At 66.3% G+C, this 14,302-nt stretch carries 14 protein-coding genes and 1 pseudogene; 5 read left to right on the plus strand and 10 right to left on the minus strand.

The genetic code is table 11. From position 1 onward, the window contains the following. Positions 1–256 precede the first annotated feature (256 nt). The gene (locus A5706_RS14515) at positions 257–862 is read left to right on the plus strand and encodes a hypothetical protein (protein WP_156767125.1); all 606 of its coding nucleotides are present in this window, start codon (positions 257–259) and stop codon (positions 860–862) included. 15 nt (positions 863–877) lie between these two features. On the opposite strand, the gene A5706_RS14520 is transcribed toward A5706_RS14515, so the two are convergent. From A5706_RS14520 to A5706_RS14530, 3 genes are all read right to left on the minus strand, one after another. Beyond that, entirely contained in the window at positions 878–1,201 is a 324-nt protein-coding gene (locus A5706_RS14520) for a hypothetical protein (RefSeq protein ID WP_068131716.1), read from the minus strand. 90 nt (positions 1,202–1,291) lie between these two features. After that, the gene (locus tag A5706_RS14525) at positions 1,292–2,434 is read right to left on the minus strand and encodes a helix-turn-helix domain-containing protein (RefSeq protein WP_068131718.1); all 1,143 of its coding nucleotides are present in this window, start codon (positions 2,432–2,434) and stop codon (positions 1,292–1,294) included. 167 nt (positions 2,435–2,601) lie between these two features. Beyond that, positions 2,602–2,784, minus strand: coding sequence for an AlpA family transcriptional regulator (locus A5706_RS14530; RefSeq protein ID WP_068131720.1), 183 nt, complete (start codon positions 2,782–2,784; stop codon positions 2,602–2,604). Between the two features lie 103 nt (positions 2,785–2,887). Here A5706_RS14530 and A5706_RS14535 point away from each other — a divergent pair, with 103 nt between their 5' ends. Further along, on the plus strand, positions 2,888–3,412 hold the full coding sequence (locus tag A5706_RS14535) for a helix-turn-helix transcriptional regulator (RefSeq protein ID WP_082964378.1): 525 nt from the start codon (positions 2,888–2,890) through the stop codon (positions 3,410–3,412). Continuing rightward, positions 3,409–4,620 carry a site-specific integrase gene (locus A5706_RS14540; protein WP_068131725.1) on the plus strand — a complete coding sequence of 404 codons (1,212 nt, stop codon included), beginning with the start codon at positions 3,409–3,411 and terminating at the stop codon, positions 4,618–4,620. The genes A5706_RS14535 and A5706_RS14540 overlap by 4 nt, the downstream gene beginning before the upstream one ends. Positions 4,621–4,625: 5 nt before the next feature. Here A5706_RS14540 and glnA read toward each other — a convergent pair whose 3' ends face one another. Further along, on the minus strand, positions 4,626–6,062 hold the full coding sequence (gene glnA / locus A5706_RS14545) for a type I glutamate--ammonia ligase (RefSeq protein WP_068131730.1): 1,437 nt from the start codon (positions 6,060–6,062) through the stop codon (positions 4,626–4,628). A gap of 301 nt (positions 6,063–6,363) precedes the next feature. Between glnA and A5706_RS14550 the strand changes: the two genes are divergently transcribed. Then, positions 6,364–8,124, plus strand: coding sequence for an NAD-binding protein (locus tag A5706_RS14550; RefSeq protein WP_082964385.1), 1,761 nt, complete (start codon positions 6,364–6,366; stop codon positions 8,122–8,124). A 28-nt stretch (positions 8,125–8,152) separates the two neighbouring features. Here A5706_RS14550 and A5706_RS14555 read toward each other — a convergent pair whose 3' ends face one another. Beyond that, positions 8,153–8,455 (minus strand): hypothetical protein, encoded by a 303-nt coding sequence (locus A5706_RS14555; protein WP_068131732.1) that lies wholly within the window; start codon positions 8,453–8,455, stop codon positions 8,153–8,155. Between the two features lie 146 nt (positions 8,456–8,601). Here A5706_RS14555 and A5706_RS14560 point away from each other — a divergent pair, with 146 nt between their 5' ends. Further along, positions 8,602–9,336: a M15 family metallopeptidase gene (locus tag A5706_RS14560; RefSeq protein ID WP_231985300.1), complete on the plus strand. Its 735-nt coding sequence runs from the start codon at positions 8,602–8,604 to the stop codon at positions 9,334–9,336. Between the two features lie 7 nt (positions 9,337–9,343). On the opposite strand, the gene A5706_RS14565 is transcribed toward A5706_RS14560, so the two are convergent. The 5 genes and pseudogenes from A5706_RS14565 to A5706_RS14575 form a co-directional block, all read right to left on the minus strand. Further along, positions 9,344–10,867 (minus strand): serine hydrolase domain-containing protein, encoded by a 1,524-nt coding sequence (locus A5706_RS14565; RefSeq protein WP_369831870.1) that lies wholly within the window; start codon positions 10,865–10,867, stop codon positions 9,344–9,346. Between the two features lie 64 nt (positions 10,868–10,931). Next, positions 10,932–11,843 (minus strand): N-acetylmuramic acid 6-phosphate etherase, encoded by a 912-nt coding sequence (murQ, locus tag A5706_RS35250; protein WP_068131846.1) that lies wholly within the window; start codon positions 11,841–11,843, stop codon positions 10,932–10,934. 90 nt (positions 11,844–11,933) lie between these two features. Then, a pseudogene (locus tag A5706_RS35255) lies at positions 11,934–12,659 on the minus strand (BadF/BadG/BcrA/BcrD ATPase family protein); the annotation flags it as partial. A gap of 34 nt (positions 12,660–12,693) precedes the next feature. After that, positions 12,694–13,047, minus strand: a complete 354-nt coding sequence (locus A5706_RS32285; protein WP_082964380.1) for a UBP-type zinc finger domain-containing protein — start codon at positions 13,045–13,047, stop codon at positions 12,694–12,696. A gap of 28 nt (positions 13,048–13,075) precedes the next feature. Further along, a complete protein-coding gene (locus tag A5706_RS14575) occupies positions 13,076–14,266 on the minus strand; it encodes a PE domain-containing protein (protein ID WP_082964381.1) in 1,191 nt (396 codons plus the stop codon). Positions 14,267–14,302 lie beyond the last annotated feature (36 nt).

Below are 14,302 nucleotides of genomic sequence, written 5' to 3' on the forward strand. Positions count from 1 at the left end.
AGCTGCGCGGCTTTCGGAGTGACCTATCCCTACCCTGGACGGACCGACAGGTGCCCGGCTACGCGATCGCCTCGGGTGCCGGGCTACGTGCCCCGTCGCCGATCAGCATACGCCGGCGAGCGCGCTGGGCCTATCCCATCCACACCGGGGGCGGGCCGTTCGTCGGCCCACGACTGAAACCCGCCCCGGAGAGGTTTCGCATATCTCGGCGTGGTCTGAGGGGCCTGTGGGGAAACGGTCCTAAGGTACGGACCTTGTGAGTCTCTCTTCTGTCGCGTCGGCGATCGGCGGTGGTGTTGCCGGTAGCGCCCTAACCTACGGTCTGACATGGTTCCGCGAACAGCGAAGAACCGTCGACGCTTACCGGGCACCCCAGCGACGGGCCATCGGCGACATCATCGCCGCAACCAACGAGATGCAGCTCCGCGCGGACGAGATCGCTGACCTGTTGGACCCGGCGGAAGTACCGAACACGAAGGAGCAGGAAGCGTTCGTTATGTCCGCATTCAAGGCGTTCATTGCGGCGAAGCTGAATCTCGATCGCGCCTTCCAGATCGGCAAGCTGACAATCGCCGACGCCGAGTGCTACGAAGCGATGATCGTCGCGTACAACGAATTCGTGCGACTGGGAGACGAGTTCAAGCGGTACTCCGCCGCAGCCGAGAAGGACGAAGAAGACCACGCCCACCTACTCAGCGAGATTAGGAGGTATCACAGCCAGTTAGGCGACCACGTTGACGACTTGGTGGACCTCGGCCATCGGCGGTTGAGCCTGAAGCAAAGCGTGTGGAATAGGCGAAAGCGGGCGCGGGTCAGCAGAAGGCTGAATGCCAAGTACTCCGACGAAGCGGCGCCGCAGTAGCCCTTTGACGGCTAACTACCGCCGCTTGCCGTCGGCGTCGCGAGGCCCGAACCAGATGAAACCGAGCGGGTCCTCGTCCATTTCGCGTTGCAGCCGGGCCCGTTCGGTGTCGAGGGTGGCGTCGAGCGCGGCCCGCTCGGCTAGGTCCGGGTCATCCAGGCCGGGGTGCGCGGCATTCATTGCGGCCGCCTGAGCGGTCGCCTCGCGGGCGTAATCAATAAAACGCTGCCGTTCCTCGCGGGCGACCTTCCACGCCCCGTCACAGGCGGCGCAGCGGGCGCTATCGGGTAGGGCGGCTTCGGTGTGGCAGGTGATGCAGAGTGTGGTGTGGTCAGTCATGTTGGCCTCCTATCGATTTCGGTGATATCAACTAGTTCTCGTGCCGCGTCCGAGCGCTTGGCTTCCCGGCCGAAGCACCGACGCCGCGACTCACGACGCGCCGCCCTCGGCCGCCTTCGACGCCCGGAAACGCTCATCGCGGCGCCGGCGCCAATCCGCGCGGGCCTCGTCTCGAAGCTTGTGCGCCGCGTCAAGGTCGCCGCCGGCGGCCAGAAACGCGTCCAAGCCGGCCGCCCGGAAACCCGCGCTTAAGAGGAGCGCGAAATCGTTAGAAGCGAGCCGCCTGTTATCGCTCTCGGCTCCGGTCCCGTGCCAGCACTTAAGCGCCCACCACGTAAGCCCGTCGCCGGCCGTGCATTCGGTGAGCCGATCGCGCCAATCATTGAGGTAGGCGGGTAGCTCGACGGCGCTCGGCGGGGGAAACAGCGCGACGGGGGTAAGGGTTTCGGCGCGCGTATCGACGGTGTAGTCGAGGTAGTCGTAGCTGGCGAGCCCGGGCTCACCCCAAAACCCGTTCTCGTCGCACGCCCCGCAGGCCGCGATCCCCCGCCGGCGCTCCTCCTCGGCGCCGGCCTGCGCCTCCTCGACTTCGCGGGCCTCGAATCTTTGCCGGGCCTGTCCGCAGGCGTAGCAGGGGTTATCCGTGCCGTCCGGCTGATGGCGCGAACAGTACGGGGAAAGCGCCCCGCCGATCTTGTTTTCAACGACAGCGAGAGGGGGGTGGGGGGGCGCGGCGCCAGCCGCGCGGGCGGCGCCAGCCGCCTCCTTCCCCCCTCCTTCTTTTTCTCCTTCTTTACTTCTTCGGGTGACATCGGTGTCACCCTTTTGCGTCACTGGTGTCACCCTTTTGGTCACCGGTGTCACCCTTTGCGGCGTGATTTGGCATCCTTTTCCGGCCGAAAGGGTGACACCAGTGTCGCCCTTTTTGTCACCCTTTCCGGCCGCATCGACGGGACCGTCGGCCCGCAGCCGCCACACCGTCGGCTTGTAACGGCCCCCCGCCCGGCCGCCGACCGCGTTGATGAGACCCGCCGTAGAAAGTTTGCTGAGCACCCGCTGAACCGTCCGCCGGCTTACTCCGCAGACCGCCGCGAGCGTCTCCACCGACGGCCACGCGTCGGGCCTATCCGGGCTCGTGTACTCGCACAGCTCGACGGCCACCCGGTACTCGGTGGCGCTAAGCCCCGCCCCGCGTAGCGCCCGGCGGAACTCGCGCGGATTAAACCCATTCACCGGTCACCCTGATAGAGACCCTGCCGACGTGCTGGTAGCCGAGGGCGCCGAGGTGGAGGCTGGTGAGTTGACGGTAGGCCGCTTGGCCGGACCGGAGGTCGTGGCGGGTGCCGGTTTCCCTTGGGGGGCCGGCGCTTCGCTTCCCGGCGGCCCCGTCGTCGTCGGGTTCATACCGAGGTCTTCTCCTGCTCGGCGATCCAGGCGAGCACCGCAGATCGCCGCCACACCCGGCGCCGTCCGAGTTTGAACGAGGCGGGACCTTCGCCGATCGATGCCCAGTAGCGCCAGGTTGACGCCTTAGTGCCGGTCAGCTCCTCTAGATCGAGTGAGTCGAGGTATTCGCTGTCCATCGCGGTTCCTTCCTTTTTCGGTTGAAATACCGATTTGGGGACACCGACAGCTTCACCCCCGCTACTTACGTCGGTCAACCCAATAGAGGTATATACTCCGAATATGGGTAGGCAGGCGAGCGTCGAGCTTCGATTTAGGGAACGTGTGAAAGCCGAGCGCGGGCGCCGCGCCTGGTCGCAAGCCGAGTTATCAGACCGCTTGCGCGCCAAAGGCTTAGAGCACATGCTTCCCAGCACGGTCGCCAAAATCGAAAACGGCGATCGCGCAGTTCGCATCGATGAGGCGAACGCCGTCGCCGACATATTCGGTATCTCCGTCGACGAACTACTCGGCCGTAGCCCCGCTGGCGGCAACCTCGTATGGTCCGCCTCCCGGCTAACGGGTCTCGCTCGTAACAGCGCCGGCCATATGAGCGACCTGATCGAGACTGTGACCGACGAGCTGCAAGACGTCCGCTATTACGCGGCGTTCGACCCGCCCACCGACTCGGTCGACGACCTGATCGTCTCAACCGAAGCGGTACTCTCCGCCCTCGAAGAAGCGCGGCGGACGCTCGACACGCTCGGAGAGGCGTCTATCCCCGGCGTAACGATCACCACCACCAAACGGAAAGGCACGAAACGATGAGCGGACCTCAACGTAACCGGCGGGCCGGCGTCGAAGACCTCTGGACGAAAACGATCCGCGACGAGAACGGGAACATCCAGACGGTGCCGAGTAAGCGGGCCGGCTCCGGAAGGCGCTGGCGCGCAAGGTATGTCGATGATCGGAGTCAGGAGCATTCGAAGGCTTTCACCCGTAAGGTCGATGCGCAGCGCTGGCTTGATTCGCAGACGGCCGCGATCGTCGCCGGCACTCACGTCGCCCCCCGCGACGCCCAACTCACAGTCAAGCAATGGTGCGACCTATGGATCGAGGGCTACAAAGTCAATCGCGCATCGAGCGTGCGTCAGGCCCGTACTCATATTCGGTTGATAGACAAAGAGTTTGGACACATGCTGTTGGCAGCGATCCGGCCGTCGCAAGTCAAGGCATGGGTGGCGAAGCTGCAAGCTGAAGAGTTTGAAGCCAGCTACGTCTACGCGCTGCATCGGCGGTTGTCGAAAATCATGTCCGACGCCGTGCACGACGGGTTCCTCGGGCGCAACCCGTGCTCGCGGCGGACGTCGCCGCCGATGGGGAAGGCCAAGCCGTATGTGGCGACTACCGAGCAGGTGTGGGCAATTCACGACGCGATGCCCGAACATCTACGGGTCGCCGTACTTCTCGGCGCGTTCGCCGGCCTCCGGGTCGCCGAAGTTTCCGGACTCCGGGTCGCCGACGTCGATTTCATTCGCGGTGTCGTTCATCCGCAACAGCAGTGGCCGGCCGACCCGCTGAAAACCCCCGGCAGCGCGACACCGATCCCGATCCCGCAAGATCTAGCACTCCTCCTGTCGGCCTCGGTGCAGGCATTCCCGTCGGAGATGATGGTGACGAACGCGGCCGGCGGCGATCGGTGCGGACCGTGGCTGATCGAGCGGGCGTTCCGAAAGGTCTGCGACGGCATCGACGGGTTGCCCGAGGGATTTCGGTTCCACGATCTGCGGCACTATCTCGCGTCGCTGCTGATCGCGTCCGGCGCCGATATCAAGACGGTGCAGGCGCGGATGCGTCACGCCAGCGCACGGACAACACTCGACACGTATGGGCACCTATGGCCGGATGCCGACGAGTCGACCCGCTCGGCGATCGGCGCGGTGATCGCCGAGCGGATGGGCTCCGCCGAATCTACTGCGTACCCACTGCGTACTAGATCGACTCCATTGCGACGTCGCCGCAGGTCAGAGGGTTAGCTGGCCTAGACGTCGTAGTAGAGCGCGAACTCGTACGGGGTCACCCGCAGGTTGAAGGGCGCGATCTCGTAGTCGCGCTTGTAGTTGATCCACGTCTCGATCAGGTCGGGCGTGAAAACGCCGCCCTCTGTGAGGTATTCGCTGTCCTCCTCCAAACGATCGATCACGGCGGATAGCTGGGTCGGCGCCTGAACGATTTCCGCGGCCTCCTCAGGCGGCAGCTCGTAGAGGTCCTTGTCGACCGGTGGTGGCGGCTCGATCTTGTTCTTGATGCCGTCCAGGCCGGCCATCAGCATGGCCGAGAACGCCAGGTAGGGGTTGCCCGACGAGTCGGGGCAACGGAACTCCAGTCGCTTGGCCTTCGGGTTGTTGCCGGTGATGGGGATCCGCACGCACGCCGAGCGGTTGCGCTGGCTGTAAACCAGGTTGATGGGAGCCTCATAGCCGGGAACCAGCCGCTTGTAGGAGTTGACCGTGGGGTTGGTGAACGCGAGCAGCGACGGGGCGTGGTAGAGCAACCCGCCGATGTAGTGCCGCGCGGTGTCCGACAGGCCGGCATAGCCCTCCTCGTCGTACATCAGGGGGACACCGTCCTTCCACAGCGACTGGTGGCAGTGCATCCCGGAGCCGTTGTCGCCGAACAGCGGCTTGGGCATGAACGTCACGGTCTTGCCCGCCTGCCACGCGGTCTGCTTGACGATGTACTTGTACATCTGATGGTCGTCGGCCGCGTGCAGCAGCGTGTTGAACTTGTAATTGATCTCGGCCTGGCCGCCACCGCCCACCTCGTGGTGGCCCTTTTCGAGAGAGAAGCCGGCGTTGGTGAGGTTCGTCAGGATCCTGTCGCGCAGGTCGACGTAGTGGTCGGTGGGGGCGACCGGGAAGTATCCGCCCTTGGGCCGGACCTTGTAGCCGAGGTTGGGGCTGCCGTCGGATTCCGTCTCCTCGCCGGTATTCCACCACCCTGACGTCGCGTCCACCTTGTAGAACGAGCTGTTGATGTTGGAGTCGAACTTGACCGAGTCGAAGATGTAGAACTCCGCCTCCGGGCCGAAATAGGCGGTGTCCGCGATGCCGGAGCTGATCAGGTAGTTCTCGGCCTTGCGGGCGACGTTGCGCGGGTCGCGTGAATACAGCTCGAGGGTGAAGGGGTCGTGCACGAAGAAGTTCACGTTCAGCGTCTTGGCCTCGCGGAACGGATCGATCGTCGCGGTCTCCGGGTCGGGAAGCAGCAACATGTCGGACTCGTGGATCGATTGGAACCCGCGGATCGAGGAGCCGTCGAAGGCCAGGCCTTCCTCGAACACGTTCTCGTCGAACACGTAGATCGGAATCGTGAAGTGCTGCATGGTGCCCGGCAGGTCACAGAAGCGGACGTCGACGTACTCGATTTGCTCGTCTTTGACGAGTTTGAAGATGTCGTCGGGGGTGTGTTCGGACACGTAATGCTCCTTCGCTCGCCACTATCAGACTGTTGACGCGAGTAGCAGTGGCGCCAGGGTTTTGTACACCTCAACTATTTCGTCGGCGTGACGCGCCCGAGTCGAACCTGTTGCACCGCAGGACTTTCTGCATCCGTGCTCCTCAGGTGGCATGACCCGGCACGGTGGCCGATAGTCATAGGAACGAAAAGCGAAAGGCCGAACCATGAAGACGATGTCATCGGTTCCCCGGCTTAGGCCACAAATCGACCATATCGACGGTCGCATGGAGCACCCCGTTTCCCACCCGGCGCGCGAGATCATGCATCGCGAAATCATCGTCGCCGGTGACGACGCTCTGTCGAGAACCATCGCCGAGGAGTTGCGGGGCGCCGGTGCGCGAATCATCAAGATCAACACCGCCGCCGATCTGCTCGGCGCCGGGGTACATCGCGCTCGTGCCGTGGTGTGCGCCGGGCCAAACGACGCGATCAATCTCGAAATCGCTTTGCTGGCAAGGCAATACAGCCCGGACGTCCGCGTGGTGGCCCGCCTCGCCAATGACGTGCTGCGCGAAGCGGTGTCGACGGTCAACGGCCCCGGCGCGATCCTGGACGTCGCCGAGCTGGCGACGCAATCGCTCGTCGAGGCGGTCCTTTCGCGCAACGCGCACCAGTTCGACACGGCCGGTATCGAATTCGTGGTCTGGGGAGCCGAAGCACCGCACGACGGGACGCTGCGCGAGATATACGGCGACCTGGCGCCGGTGGCGGTGGTCCACGGCAAGAACTCGCCCGCCCCCGGCGAGGTGGTGCCATGCCCAGGACGGGATCAGCGGGTCTACGCCGGCGACTGGACCTCGATGATCGGCGTCAAAGACGAATTGGAAGCCCGCGGGATCAAGGTGCCCCCCGCGACCGCGACGCGCTCTCGCCACTCCCGGGTGCGGCGCATCATCGATGCCACGCGCGCCATGCGCGACGACATCAACCCAATGCTGTATCCCTCGTTGGCATTCGCGCTGTTCCTCACGCTCGGTTCGACCGCCGTGGTGCACTTCAGCTACCGCAACCCGCGGATGTCGTGGATCGACGCCCTGTACTTCACCTCCGAGACGATTACCACCGTGGGCTATGGCGAATTCAACTTCACCCAACAACCCGTTTGGCTGCGGCTGTTCGCGGTCGGGTTGATGTTCAGCGGCGCGATCGTCACGGCCATCCTCGTCGCGTTCCTAGCGGACCTGCTGCTGTCGCGCCGCTTCGTCCAGTTGGCCGGACTTCGGCGGGCCCGGCAAATGCGCGACCACGTCGTCGTCATCGGTCTGGGTTCCGTCGGCATCCGCGTCGTCAGCGACCTGGCCGCGGCCGGATACGACGTCCTGGTCATCGAGAGCGACGAGAACAACCGCTTCCTGCCGACCGCGGCGGAGCTCGACGTACCGGTGATCTTCGGAGATCCGGCGATGCGCCAGACGCTGGAGTCGGCGCGCGTCGATCGCGCCCGCGGAGTGGCGGTGGTGACCAGCGACGACATGGAGAACATCGAGACCGGGATCGTGCTGCTGGAGATCCTCGGATCCGATACGAAGACGCCTATCGTCATGCGCGTTCAGGGCCGGGCGCTGGGCACGGCGGTGAATCAGCGGTTCGGCTTCGAAAACGTGCGGTCGATCGTCGACCTGGCCGCCCCGTGGTTCATCGGCGCCGCGATGGGCCTGCAGGTGCTGGGGACGTTCTGGGTCGGCCAGCGCTCGTTCATGGTGGGCGGGATGCTCGTGGCGGAGGGCAGCGAGCTGGACGGGCTGACGATGATGCACATGTCGACGCAAACGCGGGTGATCGCGATCATCCGGCCGGAAGGACCGATCAGGCTACGCCCCCGCCGCGACGCCCGCCTGCAAGCGGGCGACACCGTCTATCTCATCGGCCCGTACCGCGAGCTGATCGCGACGCTGCGCAAGGGCCAGCCGCCGCCGCTGACCGCGATCAACGGTGGGACTGCGGCGACACTGGCTGCGGCGCGTTCGCCGCACAGTCGAGAAACGCGCCGACCGAGATGGGCGCAGGAGACAGAGGTTTGAGGACTCGGTCCCCGGTATTCCGGTCCGCTCAGCTGGACTTTCCTTGCTCGTCGCCGTCCTCGGACTCGTCCGATTCCTCGGAATCGTCGGCCTTGTCGGAGTCCTCGGACTTGTCCGAGTCTTCCGACTTCTCGGAGTCGTCGGATTTGCCGGACTCCTTGGACTTGTCCAGCTTGTCTGCGTATTTCGTCAATAGCCCACTCAGTTCGCGGGCCTCGTCGGCCGCTAACAAGTCGTCGAATAACCGCTCGTCGCTCTCGGAGACGCGCTCGAGGTAGACCGCGTCGTCCTTGGTGCCGACGTCCCATCGGCCCCCTTCATGACCAGCCATTCGATGCCACCTTCCGATTACTGACGTGAATTGCCGAATCCGATGCCGGTTGTTTACCCACTTCTGCTGCAGCACAGGCCACGATTTCCGTCCGCGGTAGCGTTGGCACCGGACTTGTCCGGGAAAACGGTGAGGATTCATCTCCAGTGACGCCCTTCCAGCGGCCATGTGCCGTATTGGCGGAAGTGCTCGCGGCCGGCGTCGTGCTGGTGCAATGCACCGCCGCGCCGCCACCGCATGCGACCACATCGTCTCCGTCGTGGTCAGCAGCCGTGTCGTCGTCACCGGCCGCGCCGTCACCCGCCAGCGCGTCGCCAGCCCCCGCGGGTGCGACGGTGGAGTCGGTCACCGCCGCAGAACTCGGTGCGACCTGGCGGCCGGGGTGTCCCGTCGAACCGGAACAGCTGCGCCGGGTCGACGTCGACTACCTCGGTTTCGACGGCCAGACCCACCGCGGCCAGCTCGTCGTGCATCAGGAGCTGGCGCCGGAGGTCATCGCGATCTTCGAGCAGCTTTACCGGCTGGGCTATCCGATCGAGAAAATGCAGACGGTCGACCACTATTCGGACGCCGACGACGAGCTGTCGATGGAGGACAACAACACGTCTGCGTTCAATTGCCGACTCATCCCCGGAACCAACGAATGGTCACCGCACGCTTACGGGCGGGCAATCGATATCAACACGCTTCTTAACCCGTGCCTTTACGCCAGCGGGTATTTCGAACCGCGGAATGCGGCGGCTTACCTGGATCGCACTCGCACCGACCCGGGACTCCTACACATCGGCGATCCGGCGGTGCACGCCTTTACAGACCGTGGTTGGCGGTGGGGTGGCGAGTGGACGGCTCCCCTCGACTATCAACATTTCGAGCGGACCTAAAGGCCCCTTAAAGACCCAACGCCCGCGCCGCCGCCGTCGCCACTTCGCCGCGCAAATCCGAGATCGGTTCACTGCCCCGCGTGTGGATCGAGTTGGTGAGCAGAACCACGTAGGTATCGGAGCGCGGGTCGAGCCAGATTGAGGTCCCGGTGAATCCGGTGTGGCCGAAGCTGCCGATCGGGAAGATCATGCCACGCGCCATGGAAAGGGGCGTATCGATATCCCAGCCAAAGCCGCGCAGGTTTTGGCCCGCGATCGCCGGATAGCGCGCGGCGAGCAGCGGATATGTGGGGCTTCGTCTCATTGCGATGGCCTGGCGGGCGGCATCGTTGGCCGCCTGGAGCTGCTGGGCCGTGTGGCCGGGCTGCTGCGGAGTGGTCATCAGCTCCAAAGTCGTTTGTGTCAGGGGAAATTCGCTTGGACGGCCCGCAAGCCGATCGAGCAGCGCCTGCGCGTATGTGCCCACATCGTGCGCGGTCGAGAACACGCCGGCATGCCCGGCCACTCCCCCCATGCGCCGCGCCGTGGTGTCCTGCACGGTGCCCCGAATCAGGTAGTCGAGATCGGGATTCTTGCCCGGATCGGCCCGGCCGTCTTCGTCGCGCGCCGTCGGCGCGATGCGCGGCAAGAGATCCATGCTCCACGTGCCCGCCGGACATCCGTTCCCGGTTGACGGGCCGGCCCATCCAATCGCGGCTCCGCGGACCGTGTGCGGGCCACAGGCTTTGTCCGCGGGGAGGTAGCGGGTGTCCTGCATGCCGAGCGGTGCGAGCACGTGTTCGGCAACGTAGTCGTCTTCCGCCTCGCCGGTGATTTTCTCGATCAGCGCTCCGAGCAGGATGAAGTTGATGTCGGAGTAGCGGAAGACCCCGCCGGGTTCCGACTCCAGCGGCGTTGTGAGCGCGCGATGGATGCCTTCCGCTTTGTTCGCTTCGTCCAGTCCCCATGGATCTTTGAGTTCGACGTCGCCGGTCTCGCCCGAGGTGTGCGTCAGCAACATGCGAACGGTCACCTTTGCGCGCCGTGGGTCGTCCGTCGCGTTGAAGTCAGGCAGGTACTGCTGCACCGGGTCGTCGAACTGAACCTTGCCCTGTTCGTAGAGCTGCATGACGGCGGGCGCGGTTGCCAGGATCTTCGTCAAGGACGCCATGTCGAAGAGCGTGTCCTCGGTCATCGGCTCGGCCGGTGCGGGCGATCCGTCCAGTCCGGGTTCGCCCGCAAGCTTGCGCGAGCCATACGCCTGGTGAAAGACGATCTGTCCGGCGTGCCCGATCACAACCACGGCACCGGGCAGCCTATTCGCCGCGATCGCGTCGTTGATCAGCTTGGAAACCGATGCGAAATCAGGTGCCGGAGCCGCGTCGGGCGGTTTGGAGAGTGTTGGGAAGCTGGGCGCGGGGGCCGCGGCGGGAGCGGGCGTTGGCGTCGTCGGCGTTGGCTGCGAACTCTCGATCACCGCCGTCTGCGATACATGGCCATGCGAGCAACCCGCCACGAGTACGACGGCTCCGACGGCGATGGCCCTTCGCATGCGCTTCATGATGATCCCGCACCGATGCTGGATCCGGCGGCACGGCTTGTCAAGGAAGCGGATTTCATTGCGGCGCACGCCCAATGAGCGCGTCCCGCACGCGTCCCCGCGCCCGCTCGAGCCGACGGTCGGCCTCGGCCGCGTCGACGCCGGCGAGCAGCACGACGATCGCGGTCTTGGCGTGGCCGCCCGCGGCGGCGAGCGCGGCGGCTGCGGCCTCTTCGTCGACCCCGGCCGCGTCGCGGACGATGCGCACGGCGCGGCGACGCAACTTGGCGCTGGTGGTGCGGACATCGACCATCCGCGGCCCATAGGCTTTGCCGAGCGCGATCATGGCGCTGGTCGAAAGCGCGTTGAGCACCACCTTCTGTGCCGTCCCCGCGGTCAGCCGGGTGGAGCCGGCGAGCACCTCTGGCCCGGTCAACAGCTCGATCATTATGTCGGCAGACGCCTCGCTGCCCGGGTTGTTGACGATCGCGACCGTCAGCGCTCCCACTGCGCGCGCATGCTCGAGCGCCCCGAGCACGTAGGGCGTCCGGCCCGACGCCGTGATCCCGACCAGCGCGTCGGCGGCGCTGAGATCGGCTAGATCGGCCGGGTCGAACGCGTCCTCCGCGCCCTCGATCGCCTCGGTCAATGCCGCGCTCCCGCCGGCGATCACGCCACGCACGAGGTCGGTGCCGAACGTCGGCTTGCACTCGGCCGCGTCGAGCACCCCAAGGCGTCCGGGTGTCCCGGCGCCAGCATAGATCAGGCGGCCTCCCCGCTCGAGCCGCGCGACGATGGCTTCGGCCGCCGCGGCGATCCGCGGGACCGCCGCCGCAACCGCTGCGTGCGCCTCGCCCTCGGCGGCGACGAGCAGCGCCGCGACGTCGCCGATCGGCCTCAGGTCCAGGTCGTCGAGGCCGGGCCGCGAACCTTCGGTGGTGAGCGCGTCGAGCCCATGCCGGGCACCCCTTTCAGGGGCCGCTTGCACGCGGATCACGTGCGGCTCGTGAATCGCGCCGAGCCGCAGCGCGCCGTCGAGCGCGTCGCCGACGGCCGGGACCAAGTCCAGCCTTTTGCGCAGCGCCTCCACCCCCGCCAGGCCGCCGACCATCGCGACCGGCCCATCCCCGGCCGCTCGGGCGGTCGCAGCCAGCGACTCGGCGGCGGCGCTGATGATCGCCGACGCGACCGAGTCATCTTCTGCGGCGAGGACGTCGGGCGCGAACGACGCAACCGCCGCCGCGTCGGTGAGCCGCGCCGGCCACGATTCGGGCGCACCGAATCGGGCGCGAGCGGCGTCCAGCAGCGTGGTGGACGGGCCGCGGCCGTCGTGGGCGCGCAGCGCCGCGCGCAGGCCCGCGGCGCCGATCCACGCGCCGCCACCCTCGTCGCCCAGCCACGGGCCCCAGCCGTCGGCGGTTCGCAGCGCGCCGTCCGCGCCGATCGCGAGCGCCACGACTCCGGTCCCGGCGACCAGCACGACGCCCGGCTTCCCGTTCAGCGCGCCCGCGTGTGCGATCACGCTGTCACCTGTCACGGCGACCCGCTCGGCGCGCAGCGACTTCAGCAGCGACTCGGCCAGCGCGCGCGCCGCGGCCGGCGCATTCAGCGCCCCGGCGGCCCCCACGATCACCTCGCCGACCGGGCCGAAGTCTCGCGCGACGGCCACGATGGCCGCCTCCGCGGCCCGCACGCCGCCGGGCGCCGCAAGTCCGGGCGCGCCCGCCCCCTCGGCCCTCCGGTCGCCCCCGGAGGCCCGACACGACGTCTTGCCGAGGTCGATGGCGAGGATCATCGGACCCATAATTTCATCGCGGGTCAGCCGCTAAGCCTTGGCCTCAGTCGTGTCGTTGACGGAGGAGGTCGGCCCAGTTGCTCGGCACCCGACCGCGTGGACCTGGGACCGTCTGGTCCTCGGGACGGCATGCAGGCGGGGAAAGTTGGGGACCGTCATAGTAGTCATTGCTCTCGTAGTCCCAGAACCAGTCCTCGCCCGGCTCGAACGATCGGATGATCGGGTGCCCAGTCTCTCGCCAGTGCTTCGTCGCGTGACGTGACAGCGAATCGTCGCAGCAACCGACGTGGCCGCAGGCAGCACACCGCCGTAGGTGCACCCACCAGCCGCCGGCGGCATCACACTCCGCGCAGCCGGTCCCACTGGGCGGCACCGATGGATCGACAGCTGCAGTCATCGCGACTCCCGGGCTTGTGTGTCTCGCGTCAGTTCAGGAGACCGAGTTCCTGATCGATCTGCGCCCAGTAACGGGGGCCGGTCGGGGTCAGCAGAATCCAGTCGTGAACTTGGCCCTGCGCAAGCACGAAGCCCATCGGCGCCCCGTCGGCCAGGGCTATTTGCTGGAGGGCAAGCGTCTCGTTGTAGAGGGAATCGAACGAGCCTGAGTAGACATACGTCGGGGGCACGCCGGTCAGCGACCCGTATAGCGGACTCACCTCGGGGTCGGTGATCGACAGACCGCCCGCCCAAACCCTGCCGATCTGACCCCCGTCGCGCGCCAGGTCGAGCCAGGGGGATAGCAGGACCATCGACGACGGCACCGGTTGACCGTGGGCCACCAGGTATTCGGCGGCCGCCAGGGCGAGGTTGCCGCCCGCCGAGTCACCGGTCACGCTGACCTGCCCGGGGTGTGCGGCGATCTCCGACGAGATGAGGCCCGCGATATTGGGCACCACCGTGTTTGCGGTGCCGCCCTGCTGCAGCAGCGGGTAGATCGGCACCTCGATCGTCGCGCCGGTCTGATACGCCATCACCGTGTAGTCGATCCAATGGAAGATCGACGGCGGCAAGATGAACGCGCCACCGTGAATGGCCACCACGTAATCGCCGTTGGGATGCGCCGGGATAATCTCAACGACGCGCAGCCCGGTGGGTGTGGTGTATTGGTGCACCGTTTCTCCGAGCAGCAACGTCAACAACCGCGGCGGGTGGTTGGTCCCGATGATGCCGGTTAGCGGATTGTCGCCGGTAAGCAGCGCCAAGAGGGGTGAATGCGGGTCTGCGAACAGAACGTCGAATTCCTGGCTGAATCCGTTCCCCAGCGCCGTGGGGATCTGCTGGATTTCCTGCTGCACACCGAGCAACGCCTGCTCAAAGAGCGCCAGAGGGGAGGCGTTGGCCGCCTCGGCGGCGGCGTACGCGCCGGATGCGCCGCTCAAGGCCTGGACGAACCAGTTGTGGTAGGCCGCCGCCTGCAAGCTGAGGGCTTGATAGCCCTGGCCGTGCGCGGAGAACACGGCGGCGATCGCCGCGGAGACCTCGTCCCCGGCCGCGGCCAACACCCCGGTGGTGGCGCCTGCCACGGCGCGGTTTGCGCTCGCGACCACCGAACCGATCGAAGCCACGTCCGTCGCCGCGGCGGACATCACCTCTGGCAACGCAACAACATACGACACCGCGCCGCTCCCATTACCGATCGCCGAATAGCCAGA

Source organism: Mycobacterium sp. E796 (assembly GCF_001672815.1).
Taxonomy (GTDB): Bacteria; Actinomycetota; Actinomycetes; order Mycobacteriales; family Mycobacteriaceae; genus Mycobacterium.